Origin of the sequence: Curtobacterium sp. MMLR14_010 (assembly GCF_001865015.1) — a bacterium.
In the GTDB taxonomy this organism is placed as follows: domain Bacteria; phylum Actinomycetota; class Actinomycetes; order Actinomycetales; family Microbacteriaceae; genus Curtobacterium.
Genome location: NZ_MJGV01000046.1, coordinates 771,380 through 795,133, shown reverse-complemented (window position 1 = coordinate 795,133; position 23,754 = coordinate 771,380). Strand labels below are relative to the sequence as shown.

Below are 23,754 nucleotides of genomic sequence, written 5' to 3'. Positions count from 1 at the left end.
GCGGCGTCTCGACGTCGAGAGGGCGTCTCGGCAAGACACCGGCGTGTGGGCGACCCCGACCCGCGAGACACCGGCGTCTCGGCGAATCCAGCGTGCCCGACCCGCGAGACACCGGCGTCTGGGCGACCCCGACCTGCGAGACACCGGCGTCTCGGCGAGCTCAGCGTGCCCGACCCGCGAGACACCGGCGTCTCACGGCGGACACGACCACGAACACGACCGCGCCCACGCCTACGCCCGCGACAACGCCAGCACCTGCTCCGTGAACTGCCGCGCCCCACCCTGCGCCGGATGCCGGACGGCCACGGCGTCGATGCCCGCGGACGCGAGCGCCCCCTGCGCCTTCCGCCCGACGGCGACCACGCGCCGGACCCCGAGCGCAGCGATGAGCTCGAGCGCGACGGGCGCTCCCGCGCGGACCTCGGCGGGACGCGGCGTCCGGTTCGTCAGCCGGTCCCCGGGGACGAACGGGTGGTGCGGGAAGATCGCCCACGCCACGGGGAGCGGCCCCTGCCACTCGGCGAGTGCAGCGTGCACGACGCGCGAGGACGCCTCCCACGGGGCGGTCGGCGCCGGCGGCACGAGGTACTGCGGCCCGAGCTCCCGCATGCTCGTGAACGGCACACCGGTGTTCGTCATGCCGCGCCACCCGGGAGCCTCCGCGACGAGCAGCGTGTCCGCCCCCGGGCCGACGGCGTCGAGGTACCGCGACAGGTTCTCCCGACGGAGAACCCCTTCGGCGGTCCCCGCGGAGTACAGCGCTTCCGCGTCGGCTGCGACCGGCACCGCGTCGAGCGCCGCCCAGAACCCGTCGAGCTCGGTCACGCGGAACGCCCGAGCACCCGCCGGTAGACGTCTTCGAGCCCGGCGGCGGACCGCTCCCAGCTCAGGCGTTCGGCGTGCTCGCGCCCCGCTGCCGACAGCCCGCGGGCGTACTCCGGCTCGGTCAGGATGCGCTCGATCTCGGCGGCCCAGACGCCCGGGTCCCGGGACTCGAGCACCACCCCGGTCTCCCCGTCGAGGACGGCCTCGCGGAGTCCACCGGCCGCGGCGGCGACGACGGGCACCCCGGACGCCGAGCCCTCGAGTGCGACGAGCCCGTACGTCTCCGAGTGCGACGGCACCAGCACGGCCGAGGCCCCGCGGAACACGAGCGCGAGGTCGGCCCGCGACTGCGGTCCGATGAAGGTGACGCGGTCGGCGATGCCGTGCGCGGCGGCGAGCTCCTGGAGTTCGGCCATGTGGTCGCCGGCCTCGCTCGAGGAGTCGCCCGCGATGACGAGGGTGGGACGGGCCTCCTCGGAGATGCCCGCGATGGCCTCGATCGCCAGGTCGAGCCCCTTGAGCGGCTGGACACGGGCAGCGGCGACGACGTAGGGGGCCTCGGGGCGGCGCGCACCGACGGCGGCGGGGCGGAAGACGGACCCGTCGACCCCCGGCGGCACGATCCACACCCGGGACGGCTCCCCGCCGAGCCGGGAGCGGACGGTGTGCGCCTCGGCCTCACTGACGACGACGACGGCGTCGGAGTCCCGCGCGAGCATCGCCTCGCCGGTCATCCGCCCGGCGGACTCGGCGCGCTCGCCCTCGGACAACGGGGTCGCGGAGTCGGCAGCGATGGAGTGGAACGACTGCACGTGCGGGACGTGCCGCTCCCGGGCGACAGGCAGAGCGGCCACGCCGGAGAACCAGTGGTGCGAGTGCAGGACGTCGAACGGCCCCAGGGCCTCGAGCTCGTGCCGGAAGGGCTCGATGAAGGCGTCGTGCTCACCCTTCGGCACGGGTGCGGCCGGTCCCGCGGAGAGGAAGCGCAGGCACACGCCCGGCACGAGCGACACGGAGTCGGGCTGGGTCGGCGACGAGCGTCGCGTGATGATCTCGACGTGGTGCCCGCGGTCGGCGAGGGCCTCGGCCTGGTGGCGGACCACGACGTTCATCCCGCCGACCTCGCCGGAGCCCGGCTCGTCGCCGGGGGAGGTGTGCAGCGAGACCAGCCCGATGCGCAGGGGTTCGGTGGTGGCGCTCACCGGTCAAGACTAGCCGCGGGGCCGCCGCTGCGACGCGCGTGCGGGCGTCACGATCGTCGGCATCCGGCCCGCCTCGTCCACCGGGTCGGACGGGAGGCTCGGATCACCTCCCAGCACCTGCACCCGCTGGTCGCCGTGCCGCTCCCAGAACGCGGCGGTCCAGGCACACAGGACGCCGTCGAGCAGGTCCTCCCGGTGCTTGTGCGTCGGACCGTGGATCCCGGAGGTCTCGGCGAGCCCGGCGGTCAGGGGATGCGAGTCGAGGTGCAGGGGTGGGTCGAGCGGAGTCTCGCGGAGGCGTCGCACGAGCTCGTCGAACGCGAGGGCACGGCGGCCCCTCGCCGTGGGTGCCGGCAGCGCGGTGTCGAGGCGCTTGTAGCGCGGGCGCTCGTCGTCGTACCCGAGCTCCTCGACGCCGACCAGGGTCGTGTAGGGGTAGCACTCGAACACCGCTGGACCCGTGCGCTCCCGCATGCCCGTCGTGTCGGAGGCGTAGGTCACCCCGAGCGCGGTCAGCCGGTCGAGCAGCTGTGCACCGGCACTCGCGGCGGAAGCGAGGTTCGTGGGGTTCGCCGCGACCTTCCACCGGCCGTAGCGCTGCCCGACCTGCCGTTCCGCCTCGCGGATGCCGGTCGGGTTCGTCACGACGAGCGACGCGTCGACGGCGATGAGCGTGCGTGGGCCGAGGTGCGACGCGACCCAGGCGGTCACGTCGTCCACGCCCCGGGCCCACCCGGCGTCGCGGACCCGCCCGGCGTCGTCGAGCGCGGCCAGCCCGGTCTCGTTCGGCCGGCGCGTCGCCGTCCCGAGCCCCCAGGCCAGGTCGACCCCGATGTACGCGCTCACCCGCCCATCCTGCCGCGCCCGCCGCGTGACCGACGCACACGGAGCGCCCGCGTCCGCGTGACGGACCCACACGGAGCGCCCGCGTGGGGACGCACACGGAGCGCCGAGTAGGTTCCCCAGCATGGCGAGCGAAGCGACGACGCTGACCGTGCCCGGGCCCGACGGCGACCGGGAGGTCCGGATCAGCAGTCCGTCCCGCGTGCTCTGGCCGGCCGCCGGCATCACGAAGCTCGACCTGGCGCAGTACCTCGTGACGGTCGGCGACGCCTTCGTCCGGGCGAACGGCGACCGGCCGCTGTCGCTGCAGCGGTTCCCGGGCGGTGTTGACGGCGAGCAGTTCTTCTCGAAGAACCCGCCGAAGGGTGCACCCGACTACGTGCGCTCCGTGACGGTCACGTACCCGAGCGCCCGGAAGCACCCGCAGCTGGTGCTCGACGAGCCCGCGGTCGCGGTGTGGGCGGCGCAGATGAACACCGTCGTGTTCCACCCGTGGGCCTCGAAGGCGTCGGACAGCGACCACCCGGACCAGCTCCGCATCGACCTCGACCCGCAGCCGGGCACGGACTTCCACGACGCGGTGCCGGCAGCCGAGGAGCTCCGCAAGGTCCTGGCCGAGGTCGGCCTGACCGCGTGGATCAAGACGAGCGGCAACCGCGGGCTGCACGTGTTCGCCCCGATCGAGCCCGAGCACGAGTTCCTCGACGTGCGGCACGCGGTGATCGCCGCCGCACGGGAGCTCGAGCGCCGAATGCCCGACCAGGTCACGACCGCGTGGTGGAAGGAGGAGTGCGGGGAGCGCGTCTTCGTCGACTTCAACCAGGCGAACCGCGACCGGACGATGGCCGGTGCCTACAGCCCGCGTGCACTCCCGCACGCCTCGGTGTCCGCACCGCTGCGCTGGGAGGAGCTGCGGGACGCCGACCCCACGACGTTCACGATCCTGACGATGCCGGAGCGCCTCCGGACCGTCGGCGACCCGTGGGAGGCGATGGGCGAGGAGCCCGCGTCGATCGCACCGCTGCTGGCGTGGTGGGAGCGGGACCTGGAGAACGGGCTCGGTGAGCTGCCGTTCCCGCCGGACTTCCCGAAGATGCCGGGGGAGCCGCCCCGCGTCCAGCCGTCCCGCGCCAAGAAGGCCTGACCAGAGACGGTCAGACCGGAGGACGCCTGAGCGGCGCGGGCTCAGACCCCGGGGACCTCGGGCCGCGCGTCGGCGGAGTCGATGAGCGTCGTGTGCATCGGCAGCACGACGGTGGCCGTGTGCAGGCGGGTGAGCCTGGACCAGGTGCCGCGGTGGGCGTCGGTGATGCCGTCGACGATCATGCGCCGAGGCCGATCGTGACGAGGGCGAGCGCGGTCGCGGTGACGCCGGCGATGCCGCTGATCACCGCGCTGATCTGCAGGGCGCGCTGGTGGCGGGCCTCACGCAGCTCGCTGAACGGGTGGCGCTGCGAGTGGCGGACAAGTGTTGCACTGCTCATGTCGATCCGCTCCGATCTGCTGGCACTCCCTGCGAGTGCCGCTGGAGACGATCATTCCACGCGGTTGCTAGTTCGCCTAACTACTTTCGACTACTGGACATGGCCGGCCGCAGAACGGACAACGACGCTCAGGACAAAACGTCCCGCAGGTCGTACGCCGCCGGGACCTCGAGCTGGTCGAACCCGCACGAGGTGGCCTCGCGGTCGGGCCGCCAGCGCTCGAACTGCACGGTGTGCCGGAACCGGTCGCCCTCCATCTGGTCGTACCGGACCTCGAGCACCAGCTCCGGCGCCAGCCGGACGAAGGACGTGTCGCGACCCGACGAGAACCGCGACGATTCCCCGGCACCGGTCACGGGCCTCCCGTCCGCGTCCTTCACGACCACCGGGTCGAGCTCGTCGATCAGCGCCAGCCGCCGCTTGTCGGAGAAGGCGGACACGCCGCCGACCTGCCGGACCTCGCCGTCGTCGCCGTACAACCCCACGAGCAGCGAACCGACACCGCTGCCGCTCTTGTGGACGCGGTACCCGATCGCCACGACGTCCGCGGTGCGATGGTGCTTCACCTTGAGCATGGAGCGCTTGCCCGGCTCGTAGGCCCGCGTGCGGGGCTTGGCGACGACGCCGTCGAGCCCGGCCCCCTCGAACGTCGTCAGCCATCCCCGTGCGACGTCCACGTCGAGCGTGGTCCGCGTCACGAACAGCGGGTCGGCGAAGTCCTCGGACAGGGCTTCGAGCCGCGCACGCCGCTCGTCGAACGGCAGGTCGACGAGCTCGTCACCGTCGGCCGCGAGCAGGTCGAACGCGACGAACTGCGCCGGTGTCTCCGCGCTGAGCTTCGCGATCCGCGAGGCCGCCGGGTGGATGCGCTGCGACAACGCCTCCCAGTCGAGCTTCTCGTGCCCCGGCGCACCGGACCGCAGGATCACCTCGCCGTCCAGGACGACCGGGTGGCCGCGTCCGCCGAACTGCGCCCGGAAGGCCTCGACGAGCTCGGGGAAGTACCGGGTGAGCGGCTTCGCACCGCGGCTGCCGATCTCGACGTCGTCCCCGTCGACGGTCACGATCCCGCGGAAGCCGTCCCACTTCGGCTCGTACCGCAGGCCGCCCTTCACACTGTCGGGGTCCGGGACGTCGGGCACGGCCTTGGCGAGCATCGGTGCGATCTCCATGCGTCCTGTCTACCCGCAGGTGCCGTCGGGGAGCCTCGGCTCGGTTCGTCCGTCCGGGTCGGGACCGCCGGCCGGGAGGCCCGGGTCGGCTCGTCCGCGTCCGTCCGGTCGTTATGGTGGCCGGGTGTCGACCCGTCCGTCCCCGCCGCCGGCTGCCCCGCCCCCCGTCCCGATCAGCACCGTGCAGGCCGCGGCGCTCGCCGCGGGGGAGCTGCCGCCCGTCGAGGAGGTCCGGCCGGGCATCTGGACGCTCGCCGTCCCGTTCCGCGGGGGCGTGCCCGACGCCACGCTCGTGTACGTCGTCGAGGGCTCGGACGGCTCGCTGACGGTCATCGACCCCGGGTGGAGTGAGGACGGTGCGCTCGACGTGCTGACCGCGGGGCTGGGCAGCATCGGCCGGACGGTCTCCGACGTCGGTCTCGTCGTCGTGACGCACCTGCACGCGGACCACCTCGGAGCGGCCGCTGCCCTCCGCCGGGCCTCGGGCGCCCGGGTGGCGATGCACGCGCTCGAGGTGCGCGCGCTGGAGCACGAGCGCGAGGACGCCGCGCGGCACGAGGCCGACATCGCGACGTGGGGCGTGCCGCAGGCGTTCCGCGATGGGCTGAGCGCGGCGTGGGGGACCGGGCGGCGCATCGGGCTCGGTGCCGCCGAACCGCCGTGGGCGGACCTGCTGCTCGAGGACGGCGACGTGCTGCCGGTCCCGGGCAGGACGATCCGGGCGCTGTGGACCCCCGGGCACACGGGCGGGCACCTGTGCTTCGTCGACGAGGCCGACGGGCTGCTGTTCACCGGCGACCACGTGCTGCCGCGGATCAACTCCGGGCTCGGGCTCGGCGGGTGGACGGAGACGAACCCCCTCGGCGACTACCTGGCGTCCCTGGCGCGGCTCGACGGGTACGCGGACCTCGAGGTCTGCCCTGGCCACGAGTACCGCTTCCGCGACGTGGTGTCCCGCGCCGTGACCCTCGCGCGCCACCGGGAGGAGCGGAGCGCCCACGTTGCCGCGGCCCTCGACACGCTGGACGCTCCGACGCTGTTCGAGGTCGCGTCCCGCGTGCCGTTCAGCGGGGGCATCGCGTCGATGCGGGGTTTCCTGCTCGCGAGCGCGCTGACGCAGACGGCCTTCCACGCGGACCTGCTCGGTCGCCGCGGCGAGGTCCGTCCCGCCTGATCAGCCGAGCGTCGCCGCCAGGCGCTCGAGCGTGGTCTTGGCGTCGTGGAACTCAGCCGCCGCGTGGTCGGCCATGGGTGCGAGGGCCGGCAGCCGGTCGGAGAGCGTCGCGCTGACGGTGATCGGGTGGTGGCGCATGCCGAGCGCGCTCCCGAGGACGATCTCGAGCACGGGGGAGCCGTGGTCCCAGTGCTCGGTCGGGGTGCCGACGTCGTAGGTGCCACCGCGGCTGACGACGGTCACGACGGGCCGACCGGCGAGGGGCTGGGCGTCGCCCTCGGCCGCCGGGGCGAGCACCCCGGGCACGTGCACGCGGTCGATCCAGGCCTTGAGGGTCGACGGCACGGTGTAGTTGTACAACGGTGCGCCGATCACGACGACGTCGGCGCCGAGCAGCTCGTCGATCACCGCCTGCCGCAGCGCCTCGGCCTGCGGGTCGACGGACTCCTCGGCGGTGCGGTCCGCGGCGGCCCAGTGCAGCGCCGAGGTCTCCAGGTGCGGCAGCGGGTCCGTGTGCAGGTCGCGGCGGACCACCGTGTACTCCGGACCCCGGGCACGCCAGGCATCGGCGAACGCGGCGGTCAGGGCGCGTGAGCGGGAGTGGGCGAGGTCGGCCGAGGAGTCGATGTGCAGCAGTGTGGGCATGGCGCCAACGGTACCGACCGGGCGGCGTGACGGACGGGGACGCGCAGGACGGCCCCGTCGGACCGGTGACCGGTCGGACGGGGCCGCGGGAGGAGCCTCCCGGCCGTGTCAGGGGTGCACCCGACGCGACCAGGAGGGGCCGTCAGCTCTGGGCGCGGCGGCGGAGGGTGCGGAAGCCGACCAGACCGGCACCGGCGAGGAGCATCGCGAGCGCCCAGGGGAGGGCGTTCGTGGCGTCCGAGCCGGTGTAGGCCAGCTGCCGGCCGGCGGTCGGCGCGGCGGCGACCGGGGCGGCTGCCGGTGCGGCGGGCTGGACGAACGCGACCGGGGGCACCGGGGCGACCGCCGCGGTCGGCGTGACCTCGACGTCGAACGCCGTGGCGAAGCCGGCAGCGGTGTCGGCGACGGTCAGGTGGTGCGTCGAGGCCTCGTGCACGGTGACGTCGACCATGCCGTAGTCGCCGTTCTCCGGGTCGGTCCGGACGACGTCGCTCGCCACGTCCGACGTGACGGTCGGCGTCGGGTAGGTCCAGCCACCCTCGTCGTCGGTGGGCACGTCGGTGTAGTTGCCGAATTCGTCGACGGTGTTGCCGGAGATGAACAGTGTGCCGCCCTGCTCGATCGTCGGCCGGCCGCCGGGGTCAGAGAACCCGAAGCCGTACCCGTTGCCGTCCTCGTCGACCTCCTGCGTCAAGTGCAGCGTCGACACGGCGCCGTCCGGCGCGATGATCCACTCCACGACCTCACCGTTCTTCGTCAGGTCGTCACGGTCGCCCGTGGTGACCTCGAGCCCTGCGGGAGCTGCGGGCAGGACGTCGAGCTCGACGTACTGCTTCGCCGTCCCGCCCGCGTTCGTGGCGTCGACGCTGAAGGTGTACGTCGAGGCGCCCGTCGGGGTGCCGGTCAGGACGCCGTCCTCGAAGGTCGTCGCGTCGGGCAGGTCCAGGTCGGGCGTGTAGCCGTCGCCGACGTCGGCGACCTCGTCGTCATCGAAGAAGTCGAGCGCGTACTCCGGTGCCGGCTCGCCGGTCGCGGTGAACGTGTACGAGTAAGGCTCCCCGGCGACCGTGGTGAGGACGAGCGGGTCCTCCTGGATCGTGCCCTCCGTGAAGGCGGGCGGCAGCGGGACAGCGGTGGCGGTCCGGGCCTCGGCGGTCTCGGTGCCGCTCGTCACGGTGACGTGGACGACCTTGCCGATGTCGGCGGTCTGCACGGTGTAGCTCGCACCGGTCTCGGCAGCGACGACGTCGCCGACGGTCCAGACGTAGGAGTACGTGGCGGGGGCGGTGAAGCCCGACGTCTTCGCGACCAGGTCCTCGCCAGCGCGGGGCGTGCCGGTGATCGTCACGGTCGGCGTCGTCGCCGCGGGGGACGGGGTGGTGGCGCGCGGTGCGGTGAGCGACGGCGGCAGGGTGCTCGGCCCGGCGCCGGTGGTCGGGGCCGCGGTCGGCGTGCCGTGGCCGGCTCCGGTGGGCGCTGCGGCTGTCGGCGCGTCGGTCGGGAGGCCCTGGTCGGGTCCCGCGGTCGGCGCACCGGACGGGTCGGTCGCCGGCGTCGTCGGGCTGGCCGGGTCGGTCGGGGTCGCGCCCGGCGTCGGGTCGGCGGTCGGGTCGGCGGGCGCGACCGGCGCGCTCTGGCCGGTGGTCGGGTCCGCGAGTTCGTCGGCGGAGGCCGCGGTCGCGGTGACGAGGCCGAGGCCGGTCGTCAGGCCGATGAGTGCGATGGTGGTGCCGACGGCGCAGGCGCGTCGAGCTCCGGAGGTGCTGCGGTGCACGGGTTCCCCCAGGGGTGAAGTCCGGTCGGGTGCCGGATCGTGAGCGTTCGCTGGCCGGGTGGGCAGGAACGGGAGAGGACGAGGGCGCCCCCGGTGGAGACGCCCTCGTGGTGTTCGCTGTGTCGCGCGGGTCAGCGCTGGGTGCGGCGGCGCAGCACGCGGAAGCCGACCAGGCCGGCCCCGGCGAGGAGCATCGCGAGCGCCCAGGGCAGGGCGTCCGTGGTGTCGGAGCCGGTGTAGGCGAGCTGACGGCCGGCGGTCGGCGCGGAGGCGATCGGAGCGGCTCCCACCGGGAAGACCGGAGCCGCGGCCGCCGGGACGACCGCGGGGGTCGGGACCACGGTGACGGGGAACGACACCGAGACGTCGTCCTGTGCGACCGTGAGGCGGTGCTCGGACGCGTGCGGGAACGTCACCTTCGTCGAGAAGGAGTCCTCGTCGAACGCGATCACGTCGGTGGCGTGGTCACTCGTGACGGTCGGCAACGGGTAGTCCTCGTCGTCCTCCCACTCGTCGGTCGGGTTGCCGTACTGGTCGACGGAGCTGCCCGAGATCCAGAGCGACTGCCCCTGCTTGACCGTCGGCTGTCCGCCGTCGGCGAGGCCGTAGTTGATCTCGTCGTCGCTGGAGGACGAGAAGTGGATCGTCTCGATCTCACCGTCGGGCGTGATGATCCATCCGGTCGCGTCGGTCGTCCGCCCGTCCTCACCGAGGAACAGGTCCTCCGGCGACGTGTCGATGGCCGAGGCGAAGACCCCGATCGCGGCGTCCGGCGCGACGACGACCTCGACGTACTGCGTCGCGGTCGAGGTGCCGTTGCTCGCGACGACGGTGAAGTCGTAGTAGCTCGCGTTGGTCGACATGCCGCTGAGCAGGCCGGTCGCGGGGTCGAGCTTTACGCCGTCCGGCAGGTACGACGCCGGCTGGTCGTCGGGGTCGGTCGGGTCGGCCCACTCCGGCTCGGCGTACCCGACGGAGTAGGTCACGTCGCCGCTGCCCGCGGTGACGGCGAACGACTGCGCGAACGTGGTGCCGGCCGTCGTGTCGATGACCAGGGGCTCGTCGTAGGAGGTGGCGTCCCCGCCGAAGGTGACGTCCTCGGTGACCGCGGCGGTCGTGGCCTCGGCGGTGACGTCGTCGGCGCCCGTCACGACCACGGTGATGGTCGAACCGATCTCGGCTCCCGTGACCGGGAAGGACGGCTTGGTCGAGACGGTCGGACCGTCCCCGACGGACCAGGCGTACGCGTACGGACCGGTGATGTCGGCGGTGTCGACGCGCAGGACCGAGCCGACCTTCGCGTCGCCGACGATCTCGGCGGCGATGCGCGCGGTAGCGGGGGCGGAGGCGTCAGCCGTCGGTGCGGAGCTCGACGGAGCGGTGGGCTTCGTGGGCCGAGGCGTCGCCGGCGCGGTCGGCGCCGGGGCAGCGGGCTCGGTCGATGCGGGCGCTGCCGGCTCGGTCGACGCGGGCGCTGCCGGTTCCGTGGACGCGGGAGCGGTCGGCTGGGCGTCGTCCGGTGCGGGCGTGCCGTCGGCCGGGGCCGTCGGGCCAGTCGAGTCGACGGGCGCGGAGACGCTGGTGGTCGGGTCGCTGATCTCGTCGGCGGAGGCCGCGGTCGCGGTCACGAGGCCGAGGCCGGTGGTCAGACCGATGAGTGCGATGGTGGTGCCGACAGCGCAGGCGCGTCGAGCTCCGGAGGTGCTTCGGTGCACGGGTTCCCCCAGGGATGCAGTCCGGTCGGGTGCCGGAACATAAGAATTCGCCGAGAATCCCCGACGTGATCGGAGCGTATTGGTATCCGCGCGCGGGGCGGTAGTCGGAAACGCGCAATGTCACTCGCGTTGGGGGTGCTGCTGTGCGGCCGGTCAGGAACGCGGACGAGGGCGCCCCCGGTGGGGACGCCCTCGTGTCGTGTTCTCTCGTCAGGCGCGACGGCGACCCAGACGAGCCGTCAGCAGGGCAGCACCGGCCGCGAGGAGTCCGAGCGCCCAGGCGATCGGACCGGTCTCGTCGGCACCCGTGAAGGCGAGCTGCGTCGGTCCTGACGCTCCGGCCCCCGGCCCGTCAGAGCCCGCTGCAACCGGGACCTCGGCGGGCGTTGTCGGCGCCACCGCTGCCTCGGCAGGAGCGACGTGCACGGTGAAGCTGATCGTCCGGCCGTCGACGGCCCTGCCGGTGAGCACACGGTCGCCGGGTTCGAAGAAGCCGACACCGGTACCCGGGTCGTACTTGCCCAGGACGTCACTGGCGACGGAGGACGTCCAGTCGTTGTCGACCACCGCGTAGGGCTCCGTGTTGCCGTAGCGGTCGCTCAGGCCGGCGTTGACGGTGATGCCGGCACCCACCATGGAGGTGATCGGTCGGGTCGGGTCCGTTCTCCTGTTGAAGAGGATCGTCCCGTCGGCGAAGACCGTCCATGCGGAGGTGTCGTCGAGGTCGTTGCTGCTGACCCCGGCGGACATCTGGGCGTCGGCGGCGAGACCGATGCGGAGCTGCACGTGCTGCCCCGCCGCGCCGTCCGGCTGCTGCGTCGTGCGCGCGAGCACCCAGAAGTCGACGACCCGCGCCGTGGTGCTCGAGCCGGAGAGCACGCCGGTGCTCGAGAGCGTCAGCCCCACGGGCAGGGCTCCGACGTCGACCGGACCCTCGGCTGTCCTGCTCACCCCGTACTGCAGACCGCCCTGGTCACCGGTCAGCGCCTGGATCGGGATCGAGATCGTGTCGCCAGCGGCCGCGTCGAGCTCGCGGACACCGGTCGTGAACGTCGACCCGTCGTTGGTCTCCACACGCACCGATGCACTCGTGACCGTCGTGGGGTCCTCGTCGGGAGCGGTTCCCGTGACGGCGACGGTGAGGTCGTTCCCGGCCTCGGAGGCCCCGAGCACGTAGGAGTCGCCCGTCGCGCCGTCGACCACCTGGGTGCCGAGCGTCCACTGGTAGGTGAAGGTGGTGCCGGTCGGCCAGCCGTCGGTCACGGCGCGGAGCGTGTGCCAGGTCGTCGCGGTGCCGCTGACGGCGACGGTGCCGGCTGCCGTGGCTGCCGGGGCGGCCGCCGGAGTGGCGTCCGCGGTCGGGACCGTGGGGGGCGTGGAGGCCGCGGCCGGCGTCGGGACGCTGTCAGCCGGGACAGCGGGGTCGGCGCTGGGCGTCGGGGCTGCGGTGGTGGGCGGTGCGTCGGACGGGTCCGCGCTCGGTTCGGCGCTCGGCTCGACCGTCGGCGTCGGCGTCGGGTCGGCCGCGGCCTCGGTGGCGTCGACGGGCCCGGGCCCGGACCTGGGCGTGGGCGTGACCGACGGACTCGTGGTGGACGTGGCTGGCGCTTCGTCGGCGACGGCCGCGCCGACGCCGAACGCGGACGACATCGCGATCATGGCGACGACGGTGCCGGCGGCCGCGGACACGCGGACTGCCGACCTGCAGGACAGGTGCATGGGTTCCCCCCGATGGGACGGACGTGCTGGTGGGGCCGAACGGCTCCCTCGGAGCCGATCGTAGGGTGCGGCAGACCCCCGCGAGCAGTCGGAACGGTCACGGTTCCGTCACGGAAAAAGCTGCGCGAACCCTGTCATGATCAGGGAAAACCCGACATGGGGCGTTCAGGAACGGGACGTCGCCGCAGCCCGCTCGAGGGCGTCCCGGAGCGCTGCCACCGCGGGGGAGAGCGACGACGCGGTCCGCTGCGCCGTGAAGATCGTCCGCTCGGCGTCACCGGGCAGGTCCAGCAGCCGACAGGTGGTCGAGCGACCGGCCCAGACGAGGTCGGGCATCAGCGCCACGGCGTTGCCCGACTCGATCAACCGGATCTGCGCCTGCAGGTCCGCGGTCTCGTAGCGGACGTCGGGTTCGAAGCCCGATCGTCGGCAGAGCTGCTCGGCGAAGTGCCGCGACGCCGTCCCGCGCGGCTCCATCACCCACGGCAGGTCGGCCGCACCGGTCAGGGAGTCCACCGGCCACAGCGACGTGTCCACCGGCGGCAGCGCCAGGCGGACGGCGTCGGTCGTCAGGTCGCGTCGGTCGAGGCCCGGGAACCGCGGGGCCGCGTGTGCCGGGTACTGCTCGGCGATGACCATGTCGAAGTCGCGCGCCCAGGTCTCGTTGAGCGCGGTCTCCGGCTCGCGCTGCACCATCTCGACGCGGACACCCGGGTGCTCGGTCACCATGATGCGCAGCGCGTTCGGCATCAGGGCGAGCGCGGCCGACTGGAACACGGCGACCCGGACGCGCCCCTGCACGCTGGTGAGCGTGGCCTCGACCGTGGACTGCGCCCGCTCGAGCGTGTCGAGCACGTCGCCCGCCGCGGCCACGAGCACCTCGGCCTGCGGGGTGAGCTGGAGCCGCCGTCCGGCCTTCCGGAGGAGCTGCACGCCAGCCTCGCGCTCGAGCACCGCGAGCTGCTGCGAGACCGCCGACGGGGTGAAGTTCATCGCTTCGGCGACAGCGGCGACCGTTCCGCGGATCGACAACTCGCGGAGGAGCACCAGGCGGCGGACGTCGAGCATGACGAAAGGGTAGTTCACCTGAACGGAACACATCAGGAAGAGTTGCTTCCGCTACCGGAAGCGCGAGCGACACACTGATCCCATGACCGACGTCCAGCCGCGCAACGACGCAGCGACCACGACCGACCGCGCATCCGCCACCGACCACGCCGGACTCGCCGACGAGTCCGTCGCCCTCGTCCGGCAGTGGCTGGCCGAGGCCGAGACCCACCCGGTCGACGGCTCGGCGAAGCAGCTCGCCGGTGTGCTCGCCGACCCGAAGGGCCTCGCGTTCGCCGTCGGGTTCGTCGACGGGGTCGTCCGACCGGAGGACCTCGGCGTCGCCGCGCGGAAGCTGCGCGCCATCGCGCCGGACGCACCCGGCTTCCTGCCCAGCGCGCTCCGTGGTCTGGTGCGCCTCGGTGGCGGACTCGCGCCGAGCCTCCCGGGTGTCGTCGTCCCCGTCGCCCGACGCGTGCTGCGGAACATGGTCGGCCACCTCATCGTCGACGCGACCGACGCGAAGCTCGGTCCCGCGATCGCGAAGATCAAGCAGGACGGCGTCCGCCTCAACGTGAACCTGCTCGGCGAGGCCGTCCTCGGCGAGGGCGAGGCGGCCCGACGGCTCGAGGGCACCCACAAGCTGCTCGCGCGCCCCGACGTCGACTACGTGTCGATCAAGGTCTCCTCGACCGTGCACCCGCACTCGCCGTGGGCCTTCGACCACGCCGTCGACGACATCGTCGACAAACTGCGCCCGCTCTTCGCCCGCGCCGCATCCTCCGATCCGGCGAAGTTCATCAACCTCGACATGGAGGAGTTCAAGGACCTCGACCTGACGATCGCGGTCTTCACGAAGCTCCTCGACGAGCCGGCGTTCCTGGGGCTCGAAGCCGGGATCGTGCTGCAGGCCTACCTGCCGGACGCGCTCGCCGCGATGCAGCACCTGCAGGAGTGGTCCGCCGCCCGTCGCGCCCGCGGTGGCGCCGGCATCAAGGTGCGCCTGGTCAAGGGCGCGAACCTGCCGATGGAGCAGGTCGAGGCCTCGGTCCACGGCTGGCCGCTCGCGACCTGGCACACGAAGCAGGACTCGGACACGAACTACAAGCGGGTGCTCGACTGGGCGCTGACGCCCGACCGCGTGGCGAACGTCCGCGTCGGTGTCGCCGGCCACAACCTGTTCGACGTCGCGCACGCCTGGCTGCTGGCCGGTGAGCGCGGAGTGCGCAACGGCATCGAGTTCGAGATGCTGCTCGGCATGGCCCAGGGGCAGGCCGCCGCGGTGCGCAGGACCGTCGGGTCGCTGCTGCTGTACACGCCGGTCGTCCACCCGGGCGAGTTCGACGTCGCGATCGCCTACCTCATCCGCCGACTGGAGGAGGGCGCCTCGCAGGACAACTTCATGTCCGCGGTCTTCTCGCTGCACGCGTCGCCGTCGCTGTTCGCCCGCGAGGAGTCCCGGTTCCGGGCGTCCCTGGAACCGCTGTCGCGACCGGACGGGCTCGCCGTCCCGGAGTCGCACCGCGTCGCCGACCGCTACGCGGCCGTCGGCCGTCCGACCCCCGGTCACTTCGAGAACACCCCGGACAGCGACCCCTCGGTCGCCGCCACCCGCGCCTGGGGTGCGGCCATCACCGAGCGGATCGCGTCGTCGACGCTCGGGGTCCGGGGCGTCCAGGAGGCTCGGCTGACGTCCGACGCGCAGCTCACCTCGGTGCTGCAGCGCGTCCGCAGCGCGGGTGCCGTCTGGGGGACCTGGTCAGGGGCGGCGCGTGGTGCGGTGCTCCACGCCGTCGGCGACGCGCTCGAGGCCAACCGTGCGGCCCTCATCGAGGTGATGGCCTCCGAGACCGGGAAGACGATCGACCAGGCCGACCCCGAGGTCTCCGAGGCGATCGACTTCGCCCACTTCTACGGCGACATGGCCGCGGCGCTCGACGAGGTCGACGGCGCCACCTTCTCCCCGGCAGCGCTGACCCTGGTCGCCCCGCCGTGGAACTTCCCCGTGGCGATCCCCGCCGGGTCGACGCTCGCCGCCCTGGCAGCCGGGTCCGCCGTCGTGCTGAAGCCCGCGCCGCCGGCCGCCCGCAGCGGTGCGGTGCTGGCGTCGGTCATCGACACCGCGCTGGACGCCATGGGTGCCCCCGCGGACGTGCTCGCGTTCGTCGACGTCTCGGAGGCCGACCTGGGTTCGACGTTGGTCGCCTCGCCGCTCGTCGACCGCGTGATCCTGACCGGCGCCTACGAGACCGCGTCGCTGTTCCGGTCGTTCCGCAAGGACCTGCCGCTCCTCGCCGAGACGTCGGGCAAGAACGCGATCATCGTCACGCCGTCCGCCGACCTCGACCTCGCCGTCAAGGACGTCGTCGCGTCGGCGTTCGGGCACGCCGGCCAGAAGTGCTCGGCCGCGTCGCTCGTCGTGCTCGTCGGGTCCGTCGCCCGCTCGCGCCGCTTCCACTCGCAGCTCGTCGACGCCGTGTCCTCGATGACCGTCGGCTACCCGACGGACCCGACCTCGCAGATGGGACCGATCGTCGAACCGGCCGCGGGCAAGCTGCTCGACGGCCTGACGACGCTCGGCGCGGGGGAGTCCTGGGCTGTCCGCCCGCGGAAGCTCGACGACACCGGCAAGCTCTGGAGCCCCGGGGTCCGCGGTGGTGTCGCCCGCGGGTCGGCGTTCCACCGCACGGAGTACTTCGGCCCAGTGCTCGGCGTCATGCGCGCCGCGACCCTCGACGAGGCGATCGACATCGTCAACGAGGTCGACTACGGCCTGACCTCGGGCCTGCACTCCCTCGACCCGGCGGAGATCGGCACGTGGCTGTCCCGCATCGAGGCCGGCAACCTCTACGTGAACCGCAGCATCACCGGGGCGATCGTGCGCCGGCAGCCGTTCGGCGGGTGGAAGAAGTCGGCCGTCGGTGCGGGCACCAAGGCCGGTGGGCTGAACTACCTGGTCGGGCTCGGGTCGTGGGCACCTGCCGACGCCACCGCCGGTGCTCCGGTTTCGGCGGCCGTGTCGGCGTTCGTCCGTGCCGCCGGTGTCTCCTCCCCGGCGCTGTCCCGGGCGCTGGCCTCGGACGAGCTGGCGTGGACGTCGGTCTTCGGCGCCGCGGTGGACGTGTCCGGGCTGTCGGCCGAACGGAACATCGCACGGTACCTGCCGTTCCCGGGCGTGCACGTGCGACTGGCATCCTCTGAGCCGGATGACGTCGAGTCCCTGGTCCGGGTCGTCGCCGCCGCGCTCCGTGCCGGGACGACGATCGACGTCTCGTCGACGGGGACCGTCCCGGCTGCGATCGCCGCGCTGCCGATCGTCCGGTCGGCCACGTCGTCGGAGTCCGACTCGGCGTTCGGTGCCCGTGTCGCCCGAGGCCCGTCGACCCGCGTGCGGCTCATCGGCGGCTCGGCGTCGGCCCTGTACGAGGCGGTCGACGGTCGCCCCGACGTGGCGGTCTACGCGGAGCCGGTGACCGAGGCCGGGCGGATCGAGATGCTGCCCTTCCTCCGCGAGCAGGCGGTGTCCATCACGGCGAACCGCTTCGGCACGCCCAACAGTGCGGTGTGCGCTCTGGCGGACGCTCTGTGAGCAGAGCCCGGCCGTGGAGAACGGCCGGGCTCTTTTCGGGTGGGGCTAGTTATTGAGCGAAGCCTGGTCGAGAATCTCCGACGCCTTCTCAGGCAGGACGCGCACGGTAGTGGTCCAGCTGACCTCGGCATACTCGATCCACTTATTCACGCGGTCGCGGTCTGCGTAGCCGACTTGCACGCTCGACACCACTGGTTCGCCGAGGAGCTCTGTGCTCGGATCCAGTGACTTGGTCAACTCGACGATCTTGTTGTCGTCATAAGGGCGGTTCGTGATAGCCATGGCGCGAGATTACCTCAGGATAGAATGAAGCCCCCGACCGGGCAGGGTCAGGGGCTTTCGGGTTCGGGCGGGTCGATCCATCGCGTGGTCCGCTCGTCGACGGCTACTATCGGCGAGCTCCTCGGGCCGCTGCGCGGAAGGCGGCGAGCGAGACGGCAAAGGCGGCGACGGAGACGATCAGCGTCAGGGTTTCCATGCCGCGATCCTACGCGGCGACGAGGTAGTCGTCGGCTTCGTCCAGGAGCGGCCTCGGCGCCCAGCCGATCACGTAGGACTCGTCGGAGTAGGTCGTGGGGATGCGACGGTCGGCGTTTCGATTGCTGCCCGACAACGACAAGCTCAAGCCCCAATGCGTCCGGCTCGCCGACAGCGAGCTCGCCGAGATCGCCGAAGTCTCGAAGCGCGACGGGACCGCGGCCGTGAGTTGATGGATTGCCGAGGCGGCGCTGGAGAAAGCTCGGCGCTGGCGCGCCTGACAACGACGAAACGCCCCGGTCCCGGGTCGTCCCCAGGGTGAGGGCGTGATCGTGCGCGAGGCGTTTTGCTGGCGATTGTCAGAGCGGTCTTGGGCGTGCGGGGACCAAAGAAGATCGGCCATCTCCTTCGACACCCTCGCCGATGCAGCGAACAGTGGTCCCTACTCGCTCACGCGGGACGGGCCCCTTTTGTGCTTCACGCCAGCGCTCCAGACCCAGGCGTCGAGCGTCAACCCGTCGTCGCGATCCCAGCGCACGAGGACCGCGTCCGGGGTCTGCGAGACCGCGACCCCGTCCACGCGGAAGAGCCCGTCCGGCGTCTGGACGTACGTGCGGACGGGCAGGAGCTCAGCGCCGACGACCGGGCCCCCGTACGCCTCCGGGGAGAGGCTGAAGGGGGTCCCGGTCACCGGAGGCTGGAAGCGGTCAGAGCGTCGGCGTGCCATGCGCCGAGCTTGGCGACTGCCACCGACGTCACAATGCGAGAGTGCCCCACCGCTGAATGCGAGTGGGCCTTCGTAGTGCAGCTACCACAGCGAGCCTTGCCCGTGGGCTGATCATCGAGGCTCTGCCGATCCGCCCTTCCGGCCACCGAGGTGCGGAAGTTGCCCCGCATCCGCCTCTCTGACGCCGGGCCTGAAGCAATGGCCACGGTGGCGGGAGCGGTCGAGACCGCGGTTGTCTCACGATGAATTTGCGGTGCGGCACTGAAGAAGACACGGCGGCGTAGCGCGGCCCGATATGCTCACTTCCGCTACCAAGGAGGGTACGTGGACACGATAAACTCATGGATCTGTGACGAGTGTGGCGATGCGATCGAGTCGCCGAGCAAGGGGCTGCTTGTCTGGGATAACGGTGAACGAAAGAGTAACTTCCGGATCGTTCACAAGGGCCAATGCGACGTTGACAACAGTCAGGCTACCGCTGAACTGAGCGAAGTCACCGGCCCGGACGGTCAGGTTCGCCTGCTGGCCTTCCTCAGCTACGGACCTCTTATGGGGCCAGGGAGCATCCCTGTTCGCGTAGCGGACCTCGATGAGTGGGTCGATGTGTTCCGGCGCCTTCAGACTCCCCACTACGAAGAGGCACGCATCCTTTACAAGCGGCCGGAAGTCAAGGAAGCGCTTGACGATGCGAACGAGCTCTTCCCTTATGAACCGGACACGATGAGGCGCTTGCTCGACGAGTACCGCGAGGAGCGCTGAGCGTCGAGAGGACACGAAACGCCTGCGTTGTGGTATCCCCAGGCGGGGTCGTAGTCCGTGCCCGAGGTGCCTTTCTAGCGATTGTCGGACTGGTGCCCCGTCGCGCAAGGCGCCGTACTTGACCCTCGCGACGATGCGCCCCGACGTACCTCTTCGATGTTTGGCGTCCGCGCTACCGAATGCACGGCAGAGGTGAGTTGCAGCTGGTCGCGAAGTCTGACCGCTTCCGTAACAGGGCAGTTGCCACAAATGGGAGTGTGGGACTGAGGCAATGAATTGCTAGGTAAACAAGTGCTGTCGCTGCGCCTCCCTCCGTCGCGGGCCGCCGGAGGGAGAGCTGACGGTGCTTCCCTGAAAGCAAAACCGAAGGCCGCTTCAACGGAAGGCGCGGCCTTCAGCAGAGTCAGAGGGTCAGTGGTCCCAAAGGGTGAATTCTTCCTGCGTTGCGGTCTTGCGCTGCGCCTGAATGTACGGAAGTAGCGTCGGGGGCAGGATAAGTCTTTTCCCGCTGAGAAGCTCGGGGACGGTGATTATCTGAATCTTGCGGTACACCTGACCATTTGCCGGGTGTGTGTAATTCCCGGCATGATTGACCGCGTCTATCATGCCCTTTGTGGGTTCACTCAGAGTAATAAGCACTCCAAGTTCCGCCTTCTGGGTTTCCACCGTGCCGACGAGGTCGCGCACCATCGCCGGATTCAGTTGCTTGCCGCCCTTGACGGAGGCAAGAATCCGGCCGTACTGACCCTTCGGTCCGAGAGGGAAGCGCGCGACACCGTCGATTCCCTTATCACCGACCTGCTTCGCGTTGGGTTGAGCTCCGATCATCGATACCGCCCAGCGTTCGAAGTCGAACGGGTTCTTCTTGAAGAGTGCAAAAGCTGCAGCCTTGTCGTGCGGGATACCCGAGACGACAAAGGAGTCCTCGATATCCTCGCCATAGGTGCTCACCAGTCGCTTCTCGATGAGGTCAATGGCGATATACGTGATATCAATGCCTAGCCAACGTCGCCCGAGCTTCTCAGCGGCGTCTACCGAAGTACCGCAGCCACAGAACGGATCGAGGATCACGTCCCCGGGTTTTGTAGCGCTTAAGATGATTCGTTCTAGAAGAGCAAGGGGCTTTTGTGTGGGGTAACCGAGGGCTTCCGCGGACGAATTATTCAGCTTGTCGATCGTCCATACGTCGTCCATCGGTCGCCCGTACGCCATCGCTTCTTCGATGTACCGCTTGATCCGCTGGCCGCCTCCGCGGTCGCTCATTACATATTCGCGGCCGTCCTCCTCACGGTGCAGCTTTTGCTTTCGTGTGGTCAGGTACTGTTCTTTCGAAAGCCAGGGCTGGGTGACAGAGTTGAACGCGAGCGCGTCGGACTTTGAATAAGAAAGGATCACGTCGTGACGACGCTCGTAATGAGCCTTGAGCTTCTTGTTCCATCCGCTGTAGTGCCAGATTATCTCGTTGCGGAACTGCTTCGGTCCGAAGATCGCGTCAAGCAGGATCTTCAAGTAGTGACTCATCGTCGGGTCACAGTGTAGGTAGACGGAGCCGGTGGGCTTCAAGACGCGGTGGAGTTCGACAAGCCGCGGTGCCATGTTCACGAGGTAGGCGGATGCGTCGTTCTCTCCCAAAAGCGTTCGCATTGCTACAAGCGTGTCGGAAACTTTTGGAGGTAATTCGCCGTTAACGTATTTGTCGTACTGGCGGTCCGTCTCGGGCGTCCAAGTCCAAGTATCCTCGAACGCTTCGATTTGCGCGGAAGCCTCCGAGTCGGCTCGGTCGACGCGGTTGAAGATGACGTTGTAGTTTCGAGCACTGTTGAACGGCGGATCCAGGTACACCAGGTCGACGCTCTCCGAGTCGATGCTCTTTCGCATCACTTCAAGGTTGTCGCCGTAGTAGAGGTGGTTTCGCTCCATCGTCCAAGGGTAGTGCTCGCAACGAGCGGTCCGCATCGCCGCGCGGGCATGTTCCCCAGAGGCCGTGTGCGGAGAGGGGCGTCCAGTTGGCCGCCTTGATCCTGAGGAGAGCCTCCCGTCGCTCGGCTTTCGCGGAGGATTGGTTTGAACCGGTCCGGTCGCGGCCACGGTCCCGCTAGTCGCGCGAACACCCCCGCGTCCCGGGCAGTTGTTGAAAACCTCAGACTCACGCTCGCAGCCGCTCGCTATGCCGGTTCGGTTCGGGGGACTCCCCACCCCGGGGAGTCCCTCCCCGCGGTCAGACGATTCGAAAGTCGCTTGGTTCCTGTCGGGTGGTCCGCGTTGGGCGATGGGCCTCGGACGACGGCGGTTCGAGTCGAGTCGGCCAGCAGGCAGCAGGCAGCAGGCAGCAGGCAGCAGTTGTCGTCGGGGAAGAACAGCGGCGACGCGCGACAACCGTCAGGTGCCACGACGGTTCAGCGGTTGGGGGACCTCGATCTGGAGCCAGCTTCAATCAGCGGGACGGGGTGAGGCTGCGAGGTGCGGTCAAGACTTGCTCCCCGAGTTGGGGTGGCCGGCCAGGTCATGGTTCTGGGTATCCTTCGAGAAACTTCGACGCGAGGGATTATCAATGGCGATTGCGAACATCCGGTTCTCCCTGGAAGGCGACTACGGCAGCGCGACTACCAACCGCTGTCGCGGTGTCCTGCGCGACTACGGATTCGTAAACGTGAGTACCGGTTCCTACACCGCAGAGGGGCCGATGCACGACCTGCTGGCAGGGATCGCCGCTCTAACGGACGAGCTTGTCAGCGCGGGCGCAGCGCCCGTTGATCACCTCTGGGTTCAGCTAGGGAAGCGGTGGAACGACGCAGCATGATCGCTCGGTAGTGGCTGTGAGACGACGAACTCATCTTGTTGCGAACGCCGCGTGGCGAAGCGTCAGCTCAGCTGCTGCGCACGCGGCACGGACCGGGAGTCGAGTCTGAGAGGCGCCCGTCTCGCCGGTACAGCCATTTGCCCTCTGTTTCCGCGCACCCGACGTCGGCCCCAACGGCGGCGTACTGACCGTGTGAAAGGTCTGCTGGCATCTCCGACCGGATGAGCGCTGTGACGTACGGGGACAAGGGCGACGGCGTCACGGTGTGGCGGGACGGGCCCTGGCCGCCGCCGAGCACCTGTCGATTACTCGCCTGTCGACGAGCAGGGAGGAGGGGCCGCTCCCCTATGCGGCCCCTCCAGCTGTTACGCCTGCGTCGTGTACACGATCCGGCGGGTGCCGCTCCCGCGGCACGCGCGGCGCGCGCGGGTGGCGATCCGGTCGGCGCGGAGGGTCGCCTCGCGCTGCTCGTGATCGAGTCGAAGGCCCTCGGCGATGATCTCGGCGAGGCTCACGCCTCGGCGGAGTGCTTCGGCGCGGACACGAGCGGCGGTCGCGGGAGCGAGCTCGTCGACCGACGGCACCGGGCTGTTGCGGAGGACGTCGTCGACGACGGCCGCGATGACTTCGAGGCTAGGCATGGGGTTCCTCTCAGGCCGAGGCGGTCAGGACGCGGACGGCGCCTGCGTTGGGCTTCAGCGTCACGGTCCCGTCTTCGTTGTCGACCGCCAGCGGCATCGCCTGAACGCCGACGAAGGCGCTCAGGAGCGACGTGTCGACCGCGAGGCTCGGGTCGTAGCTACGGATGTGGCGAAGGGCGAAGCCTTCCGACTTGACCGACGCGGAGTAAGGTGCGCCGTCGGGCGCCGCCGGGGCGCGGACGACGAGAGCGAACGCCTCAGGGACGAAGGCCACGATCTCGTCAGCGGCGAGACGGGTGGACTCGATGACCTCGAAGCCGCGGACCTTCCCGTCGGCATCGAACGTGGTTCCGGACGAGCCGACGGGCCCGTCGATCAGGTCGGCCATGACGCCGGAACCGACGGCAGTGATCAGCGTCGCCGTGGTGGGGACCCCGTTGTCGCGGAGCTGGCGGCGAATCTGCGTGAAGACCCGGGCCGGGTCGGCCGGGTCGTAGCTCAACTCGGTCTCCGGCGTCGCCTTCAGCGTCGCGGCGACGGTGCGCTCGACGTAGTTCACGATCGCGTCGGCCTGCGGGAGAAGAATCTGCTTCGCGAAGTCGGCGACCTCCAGGTCCATGTCGCCCTCGGACAGCACGACGCTGTCGTAGGCGTGGGTCGTCAGCTTGACGTCGATCGACTGCTCGGAGATCGAGCCCCGGACGAGCGGGGTCGTCGTGTCGTAGATGCCCTTCGTCTGGACAGCGATCGCGCCGGGCACGCGGACCTTCACGGTGTCGCCGGAGCCTGCGCTGAAGTCGGCTTCGAGGTCGCGGTGCAGGAGCGCGGCGAGGCCGAGGCCCTTACCGACGAGCGCGGCGGCAGTCGAGGCGATGTTGTCAGGGGTGAGGAGCTGATTAGGCATGAATTCCTTGCGGTAGGAGTGACCGGACGGCTGCTCGTCCGGGCGCGGATACGTGGGTCAGGCGCCGAAAAGGCGCCGGACGTGCGAGGCGATCTCGCGAAGCGCCGCTTCAGCGGCCGAGCAGGCGACGGGATCACCCCACACGGAGGCTGCGTCTCGGTCGGCGAGGGCGCGGGTCTGGCGGAGGAGGAGCGACGTCGCGGCGGCGTCGCGCGCGGCGTCGAGGTCACGCTCGCTGCGGAGGCGGGTAACGCGGC

22 protein-coding genes are annotated in these 23,754 nt (G+C 70.8%); 5 read left to right on the top strand and 17 right to left on the bottom strand.

The features are described 5' to 3' along the window. Nucleotides 1–231: 231 nt before the first annotated feature. From BIU98_RS12290 to BIU98_RS12280, 3 genes are read right to left on the bottom strand one after another with little or no spacing between them, the layout of a single operon-like run. Complete coding sequence (locus tag BIU98_RS12290; RefSeq protein ID WP_071276240.1) at nt 232–825, bottom strand: uracil-DNA glycosylase; 594 nt, start codon at nt 823–825, stop codon at nt 232–234. Then, nucleotides 822–2,027 carry a glycosyltransferase gene (locus BIU98_RS12285; RefSeq protein ID WP_071276238.1) on the bottom strand — a complete coding sequence of 402 codons (1,206 nt, stop codon included), beginning with the start codon at nt 2,025–2,027 and terminating at the stop codon, nt 822–824. The genes BIU98_RS12290 and BIU98_RS12285 overlap by 4 nt, the downstream gene beginning before the upstream one ends. A 9-nt stretch (nt 2,028–2,036) precedes the next feature. Beyond that, on the bottom strand, nt 2,037–2,873 hold the full coding sequence (locus tag BIU98_RS12280) for a DUF429 domain-containing protein (protein WP_071276236.1): 837 nt from the start codon (nt 2,871–2,873) through the stop codon (nt 2,037–2,039). Between the two features lie 121 nt (nt 2,874–2,994). Here BIU98_RS12280 and ligD point away from each other — a divergent pair, with 121 nt between their 5' ends. Then, a complete protein-coding gene (gene ligD / locus BIU98_RS12275; protein WP_071276234.1) occupies nt 2,995–4,014 on the top strand; it encodes a non-homologous end-joining DNA ligase in 1,020 nt (339 codons plus the stop codon). Nucleotides 4,015–4,055: 41 nt separating this feature from the next. On the opposite strand, the gene BIU98_RS19475 is transcribed toward ligD, so the two are convergent. The 3 genes from BIU98_RS19475 to BIU98_RS12270 all read right to left on the bottom strand — a co-directional run bounded on the left by BIU98_RS19475 (nt 4,056) and on the right by BIU98_RS12270 (nt 5,526). After that, a complete protein-coding gene (locus BIU98_RS19475) occupies nt 4,056–4,196 on the bottom strand; it encodes a hypothetical protein (RefSeq protein ID WP_175481349.1) in 141 nt (46 codons plus the stop codon). Next, nucleotides 4,193–4,354, bottom strand: coding sequence for a hypothetical protein (locus tag BIU98_RS19470; protein ID WP_175481348.1), 162 nt, complete (start codon nt 4,352–4,354; stop codon nt 4,193–4,195). Before BIU98_RS19470 ends, BIU98_RS19475 begins: the two co-directional genes overlap by 4 nt. Nucleotides 4,355–4,482: 128 nt before the next feature. After that, a complete protein-coding gene (locus BIU98_RS12270; RefSeq protein WP_071276232.1) occupies nt 4,483–5,526 on the bottom strand; it encodes an ATP-dependent DNA ligase in 1,044 nt (347 codons plus the stop codon). A gap of 124 nt (nt 5,527–5,650) precedes the next feature. Here BIU98_RS12270 and BIU98_RS12265 point away from each other — a divergent pair, with 124 nt between their 5' ends. Beyond that, nucleotides 5,651–6,700, top strand: coding sequence for an MBL fold metallo-hydrolase (locus tag BIU98_RS12265; protein WP_175481347.1), 1,050 nt, complete (start codon nt 5,651–5,653; stop codon nt 6,698–6,700). Here BIU98_RS12265 and BIU98_RS12260 read toward each other — a convergent pair whose 3' ends face one another. The 5 genes from BIU98_RS12260 to BIU98_RS12240 form a co-directional block, all read right to left on the bottom strand. Further along, on the bottom strand, nt 6,701–7,345 hold the full coding sequence (locus BIU98_RS12260) for an FMN-dependent NADH-azoreductase (protein WP_071276230.1): 645 nt from the start codon (nt 7,343–7,345) through the stop codon (nt 6,701–6,703). Between the two features lie 142 nt (nt 7,346–7,487). Next, on the bottom strand, nt 7,488–9,119 hold the full coding sequence (locus BIU98_RS18960; protein ID WP_071276227.1) for a hypothetical protein: 1,632 nt from the start codon (nt 9,117–9,119) through the stop codon (nt 7,488–7,490). 131 nt (nt 9,120–9,250) lie between these two features. Next, on the bottom strand, nt 9,251–10,834 hold the full coding sequence (locus tag BIU98_RS19465) for a putative Ig domain-containing protein (RefSeq protein ID WP_071276225.1): 1,584 nt from the start codon (nt 10,832–10,834) through the stop codon (nt 9,251–9,253). Nucleotides 10,835–11,044: 210 nt separating this feature from the next. Then, nucleotides 11,045–12,523: a hypothetical protein gene (locus tag BIU98_RS12245; protein WP_071276223.1), complete on the bottom strand. Its 1,479-nt coding sequence runs from the start codon at nt 12,521–12,523 to the stop codon at nt 11,045–11,047. 195 nt (nt 12,524–12,718) lie between these two features. Further along, complete coding sequence (locus BIU98_RS12240) at nt 12,719–13,621, bottom strand: LysR substrate-binding domain-containing protein (protein WP_071276221.1); 903 nt, start codon at nt 13,619–13,621, stop codon at nt 12,719–12,721. Nucleotides 13,622–13,703: 82 nt separating this feature from the next. Between BIU98_RS12240 and BIU98_RS12235 the strand changes: the two genes are divergently transcribed. After that, nucleotides 13,704–17,189, top strand: a complete 3,486-nt coding sequence (locus BIU98_RS12235) for a proline dehydrogenase family protein (RefSeq protein ID WP_071276219.1) — start codon at nt 13,704–13,706, stop codon at nt 17,187–17,189. Between the two features lie 45 nt (nt 17,190–17,234). On the opposite strand, the gene BIU98_RS12230 is transcribed toward BIU98_RS12235, so the two are convergent. The 3 genes from BIU98_RS12230 to BIU98_RS12225 all read right to left on the bottom strand — a co-directional run bounded on the left by BIU98_RS12230 (nt 17,235) and on the right by BIU98_RS12225 (nt 18,393). Then, nucleotides 17,235–17,471 carry a hypothetical protein gene (locus tag BIU98_RS12230; protein WP_071276217.1) on the bottom strand — a complete coding sequence of 79 codons (237 nt, stop codon included), beginning with the start codon at nt 17,469–17,471 and terminating at the stop codon, nt 17,235–17,237. A gap of 205 nt (nt 17,472–17,676) precedes the next feature. Next, entirely contained in the window at nt 17,677–17,814 is a 138-nt protein-coding gene (locus tag BIU98_RS19460) for a hypothetical protein (RefSeq protein WP_175481346.1), read from the bottom strand. A 294-nt stretch (nt 17,815–18,108) separates the two neighbouring features. Further along, nucleotides 18,109–18,393: a hypothetical protein gene (locus BIU98_RS12225; RefSeq protein ID WP_139200685.1), complete on the bottom strand. Its 285-nt coding sequence runs from the start codon at nt 18,391–18,393 to the stop codon at nt 18,109–18,111. Nucleotides 18,394–18,717: 324 nt separating this feature from the next. On the opposite strand from BIU98_RS12225, the gene BIU98_RS12220 reads away from it, so the two are divergent. Continuing rightward, the gene (locus BIU98_RS12220) at nt 18,718–19,152 is read left to right on the top strand and encodes a hypothetical protein (RefSeq protein WP_071276214.1); all 435 of its coding nucleotides are present in this window, start codon (nt 18,718–18,720) and stop codon (nt 19,150–19,152) included. Nucleotides 19,153–19,563: 411 nt separating this feature from the next. Here BIU98_RS12220 and BIU98_RS12215 read toward each other — a convergent pair whose 3' ends face one another. Next, nucleotides 19,564–21,072 (bottom strand): DNA methyltransferase, encoded by a 1,509-nt coding sequence (locus BIU98_RS12215; protein WP_071276212.1) that lies wholly within the window; start codon nt 21,070–21,072, stop codon nt 19,564–19,566. A gap of 631 nt (nt 21,073–21,703) precedes the next feature. Here BIU98_RS12215 and BIU98_RS12210 point away from each other — a divergent pair. Then, the gene (locus tag BIU98_RS12210; RefSeq protein WP_071276210.1) at nt 21,704–21,952 is read left to right on the top strand and encodes a hypothetical protein; all 249 of its coding nucleotides are present in this window, start codon (nt 21,704–21,706) and stop codon (nt 21,950–21,952) included. 365 nt (nt 21,953–22,317) lie between these two features. Here the strand turns inward: BIU98_RS12210 and BIU98_RS12205 are convergent, their stop codons facing one another. Both BIU98_RS12205 and BIU98_RS12200 read right to left on the bottom strand, forming a co-directional pair. Beyond that, the gene (locus BIU98_RS12205) at nt 22,318–22,593 is read right to left on the bottom strand and encodes a hypothetical protein (RefSeq protein ID WP_071276208.1); all 276 of its coding nucleotides are present in this window, start codon (nt 22,591–22,593) and stop codon (nt 22,318–22,320) included. A 10-nt stretch (nt 22,594–22,603) separates the two neighbouring features. Beyond that, entirely contained in the window at nt 22,604–23,497 is an 894-nt protein-coding gene (locus tag BIU98_RS12200) for a P22 phage major capsid protein family protein (protein WP_071276206.1), read from the bottom strand. Nucleotides 23,498–23,754 lie beyond the last annotated feature (257 nt).

What these genes read in the sequence shown, in the direction of transcription:
- BIU98_RS12235 (WP_071276219.1), top strand. Translation starts at nt 13,704, where the DNA reads ATGACCGACGTCCAGCCGCGCAACGACGCAGCGACCACGACCGACCGC.
- BIU98_RS12260 (WP_071276230.1), bottom strand. Translation starts at nt 7,345, where the DNA reads ATGCCCACACTGCTGCACATCGACTCCTCGGCCGACCTCGCCCACTCC.
- BIU98_RS19475 (WP_175481349.1), bottom strand. Translation starts at nt 4,196, where the DNA reads ATGATCGTCGACGGCATCACCGACGCCCACCGCGGCACCTGGTCCAGG.
- BIU98_RS12215 (WP_071276212.1), bottom strand. Translation starts at nt 21,072, where the DNA reads ATGGAGCGAAACCACCTCTACTACGGCGACAACCTTGAAGTGATGCGA.
- BIU98_RS12270 (WP_071276232.1), bottom strand. Translation starts at nt 5,526, where the DNA reads ATGGAGATCGCACCGATGCTCGCCAAGGCCGTGCCCGACGTCCCGGAC.
- BIU98_RS12230 (WP_071276217.1), bottom strand. Translation starts at nt 17,471, where the DNA reads ATGGCTATCACGAACCGCCCTTATGACGACAACAAGATCGTCGAGTTG.
- ligD (WP_071276234.1), top strand. Translation starts at nt 2,995, where the DNA reads ATGGCGAGCGAAGCGACGACGCTGACCGTGCCCGGGCCCGACGGCGAC.
- BIU98_RS12240 (WP_071276221.1), bottom strand. Translation starts at nt 13,621, where the DNA reads ATGCTCGACGTCCGCCGCCTGGTGCTCCTCCGCGAGTTGTCGATCCGC.
- BIU98_RS12205 (WP_071276208.1), bottom strand. Translation starts at nt 22,593, where the DNA reads ATGCCTAGCCTCGAAGTCATCGCGGCCGTCGTCGACGACGTCCTCCGC.
- BIU98_RS12225 (WP_139200685.1), bottom strand. Translation starts at nt 18,393, where the DNA reads ATGGCACGCCGACGCTCTGACCGCTTCCAGCCTCCGGTGACCGGGACC.
- BIU98_RS19470 (WP_175481348.1), bottom strand. Translation starts at nt 4,354, where the DNA reads ATGAGCAGTGCAACACTTGTCCGCCACTCGCAGCGCCACCCGTTCAGC.
- BIU98_RS12200 (WP_071276206.1), bottom strand. Translation starts at nt 23,497, where the DNA reads ATGCCTAATCAGCTCCTCACCCCTGACAACATCGCCTCGACTGCCGCC.
- BIU98_RS12210 (WP_071276210.1), top strand. Translation starts at nt 21,704, where the DNA reads ATGGCGATTGCGAACATCCGGTTCTCCCTGGAAGGCGACTACGGCAGC.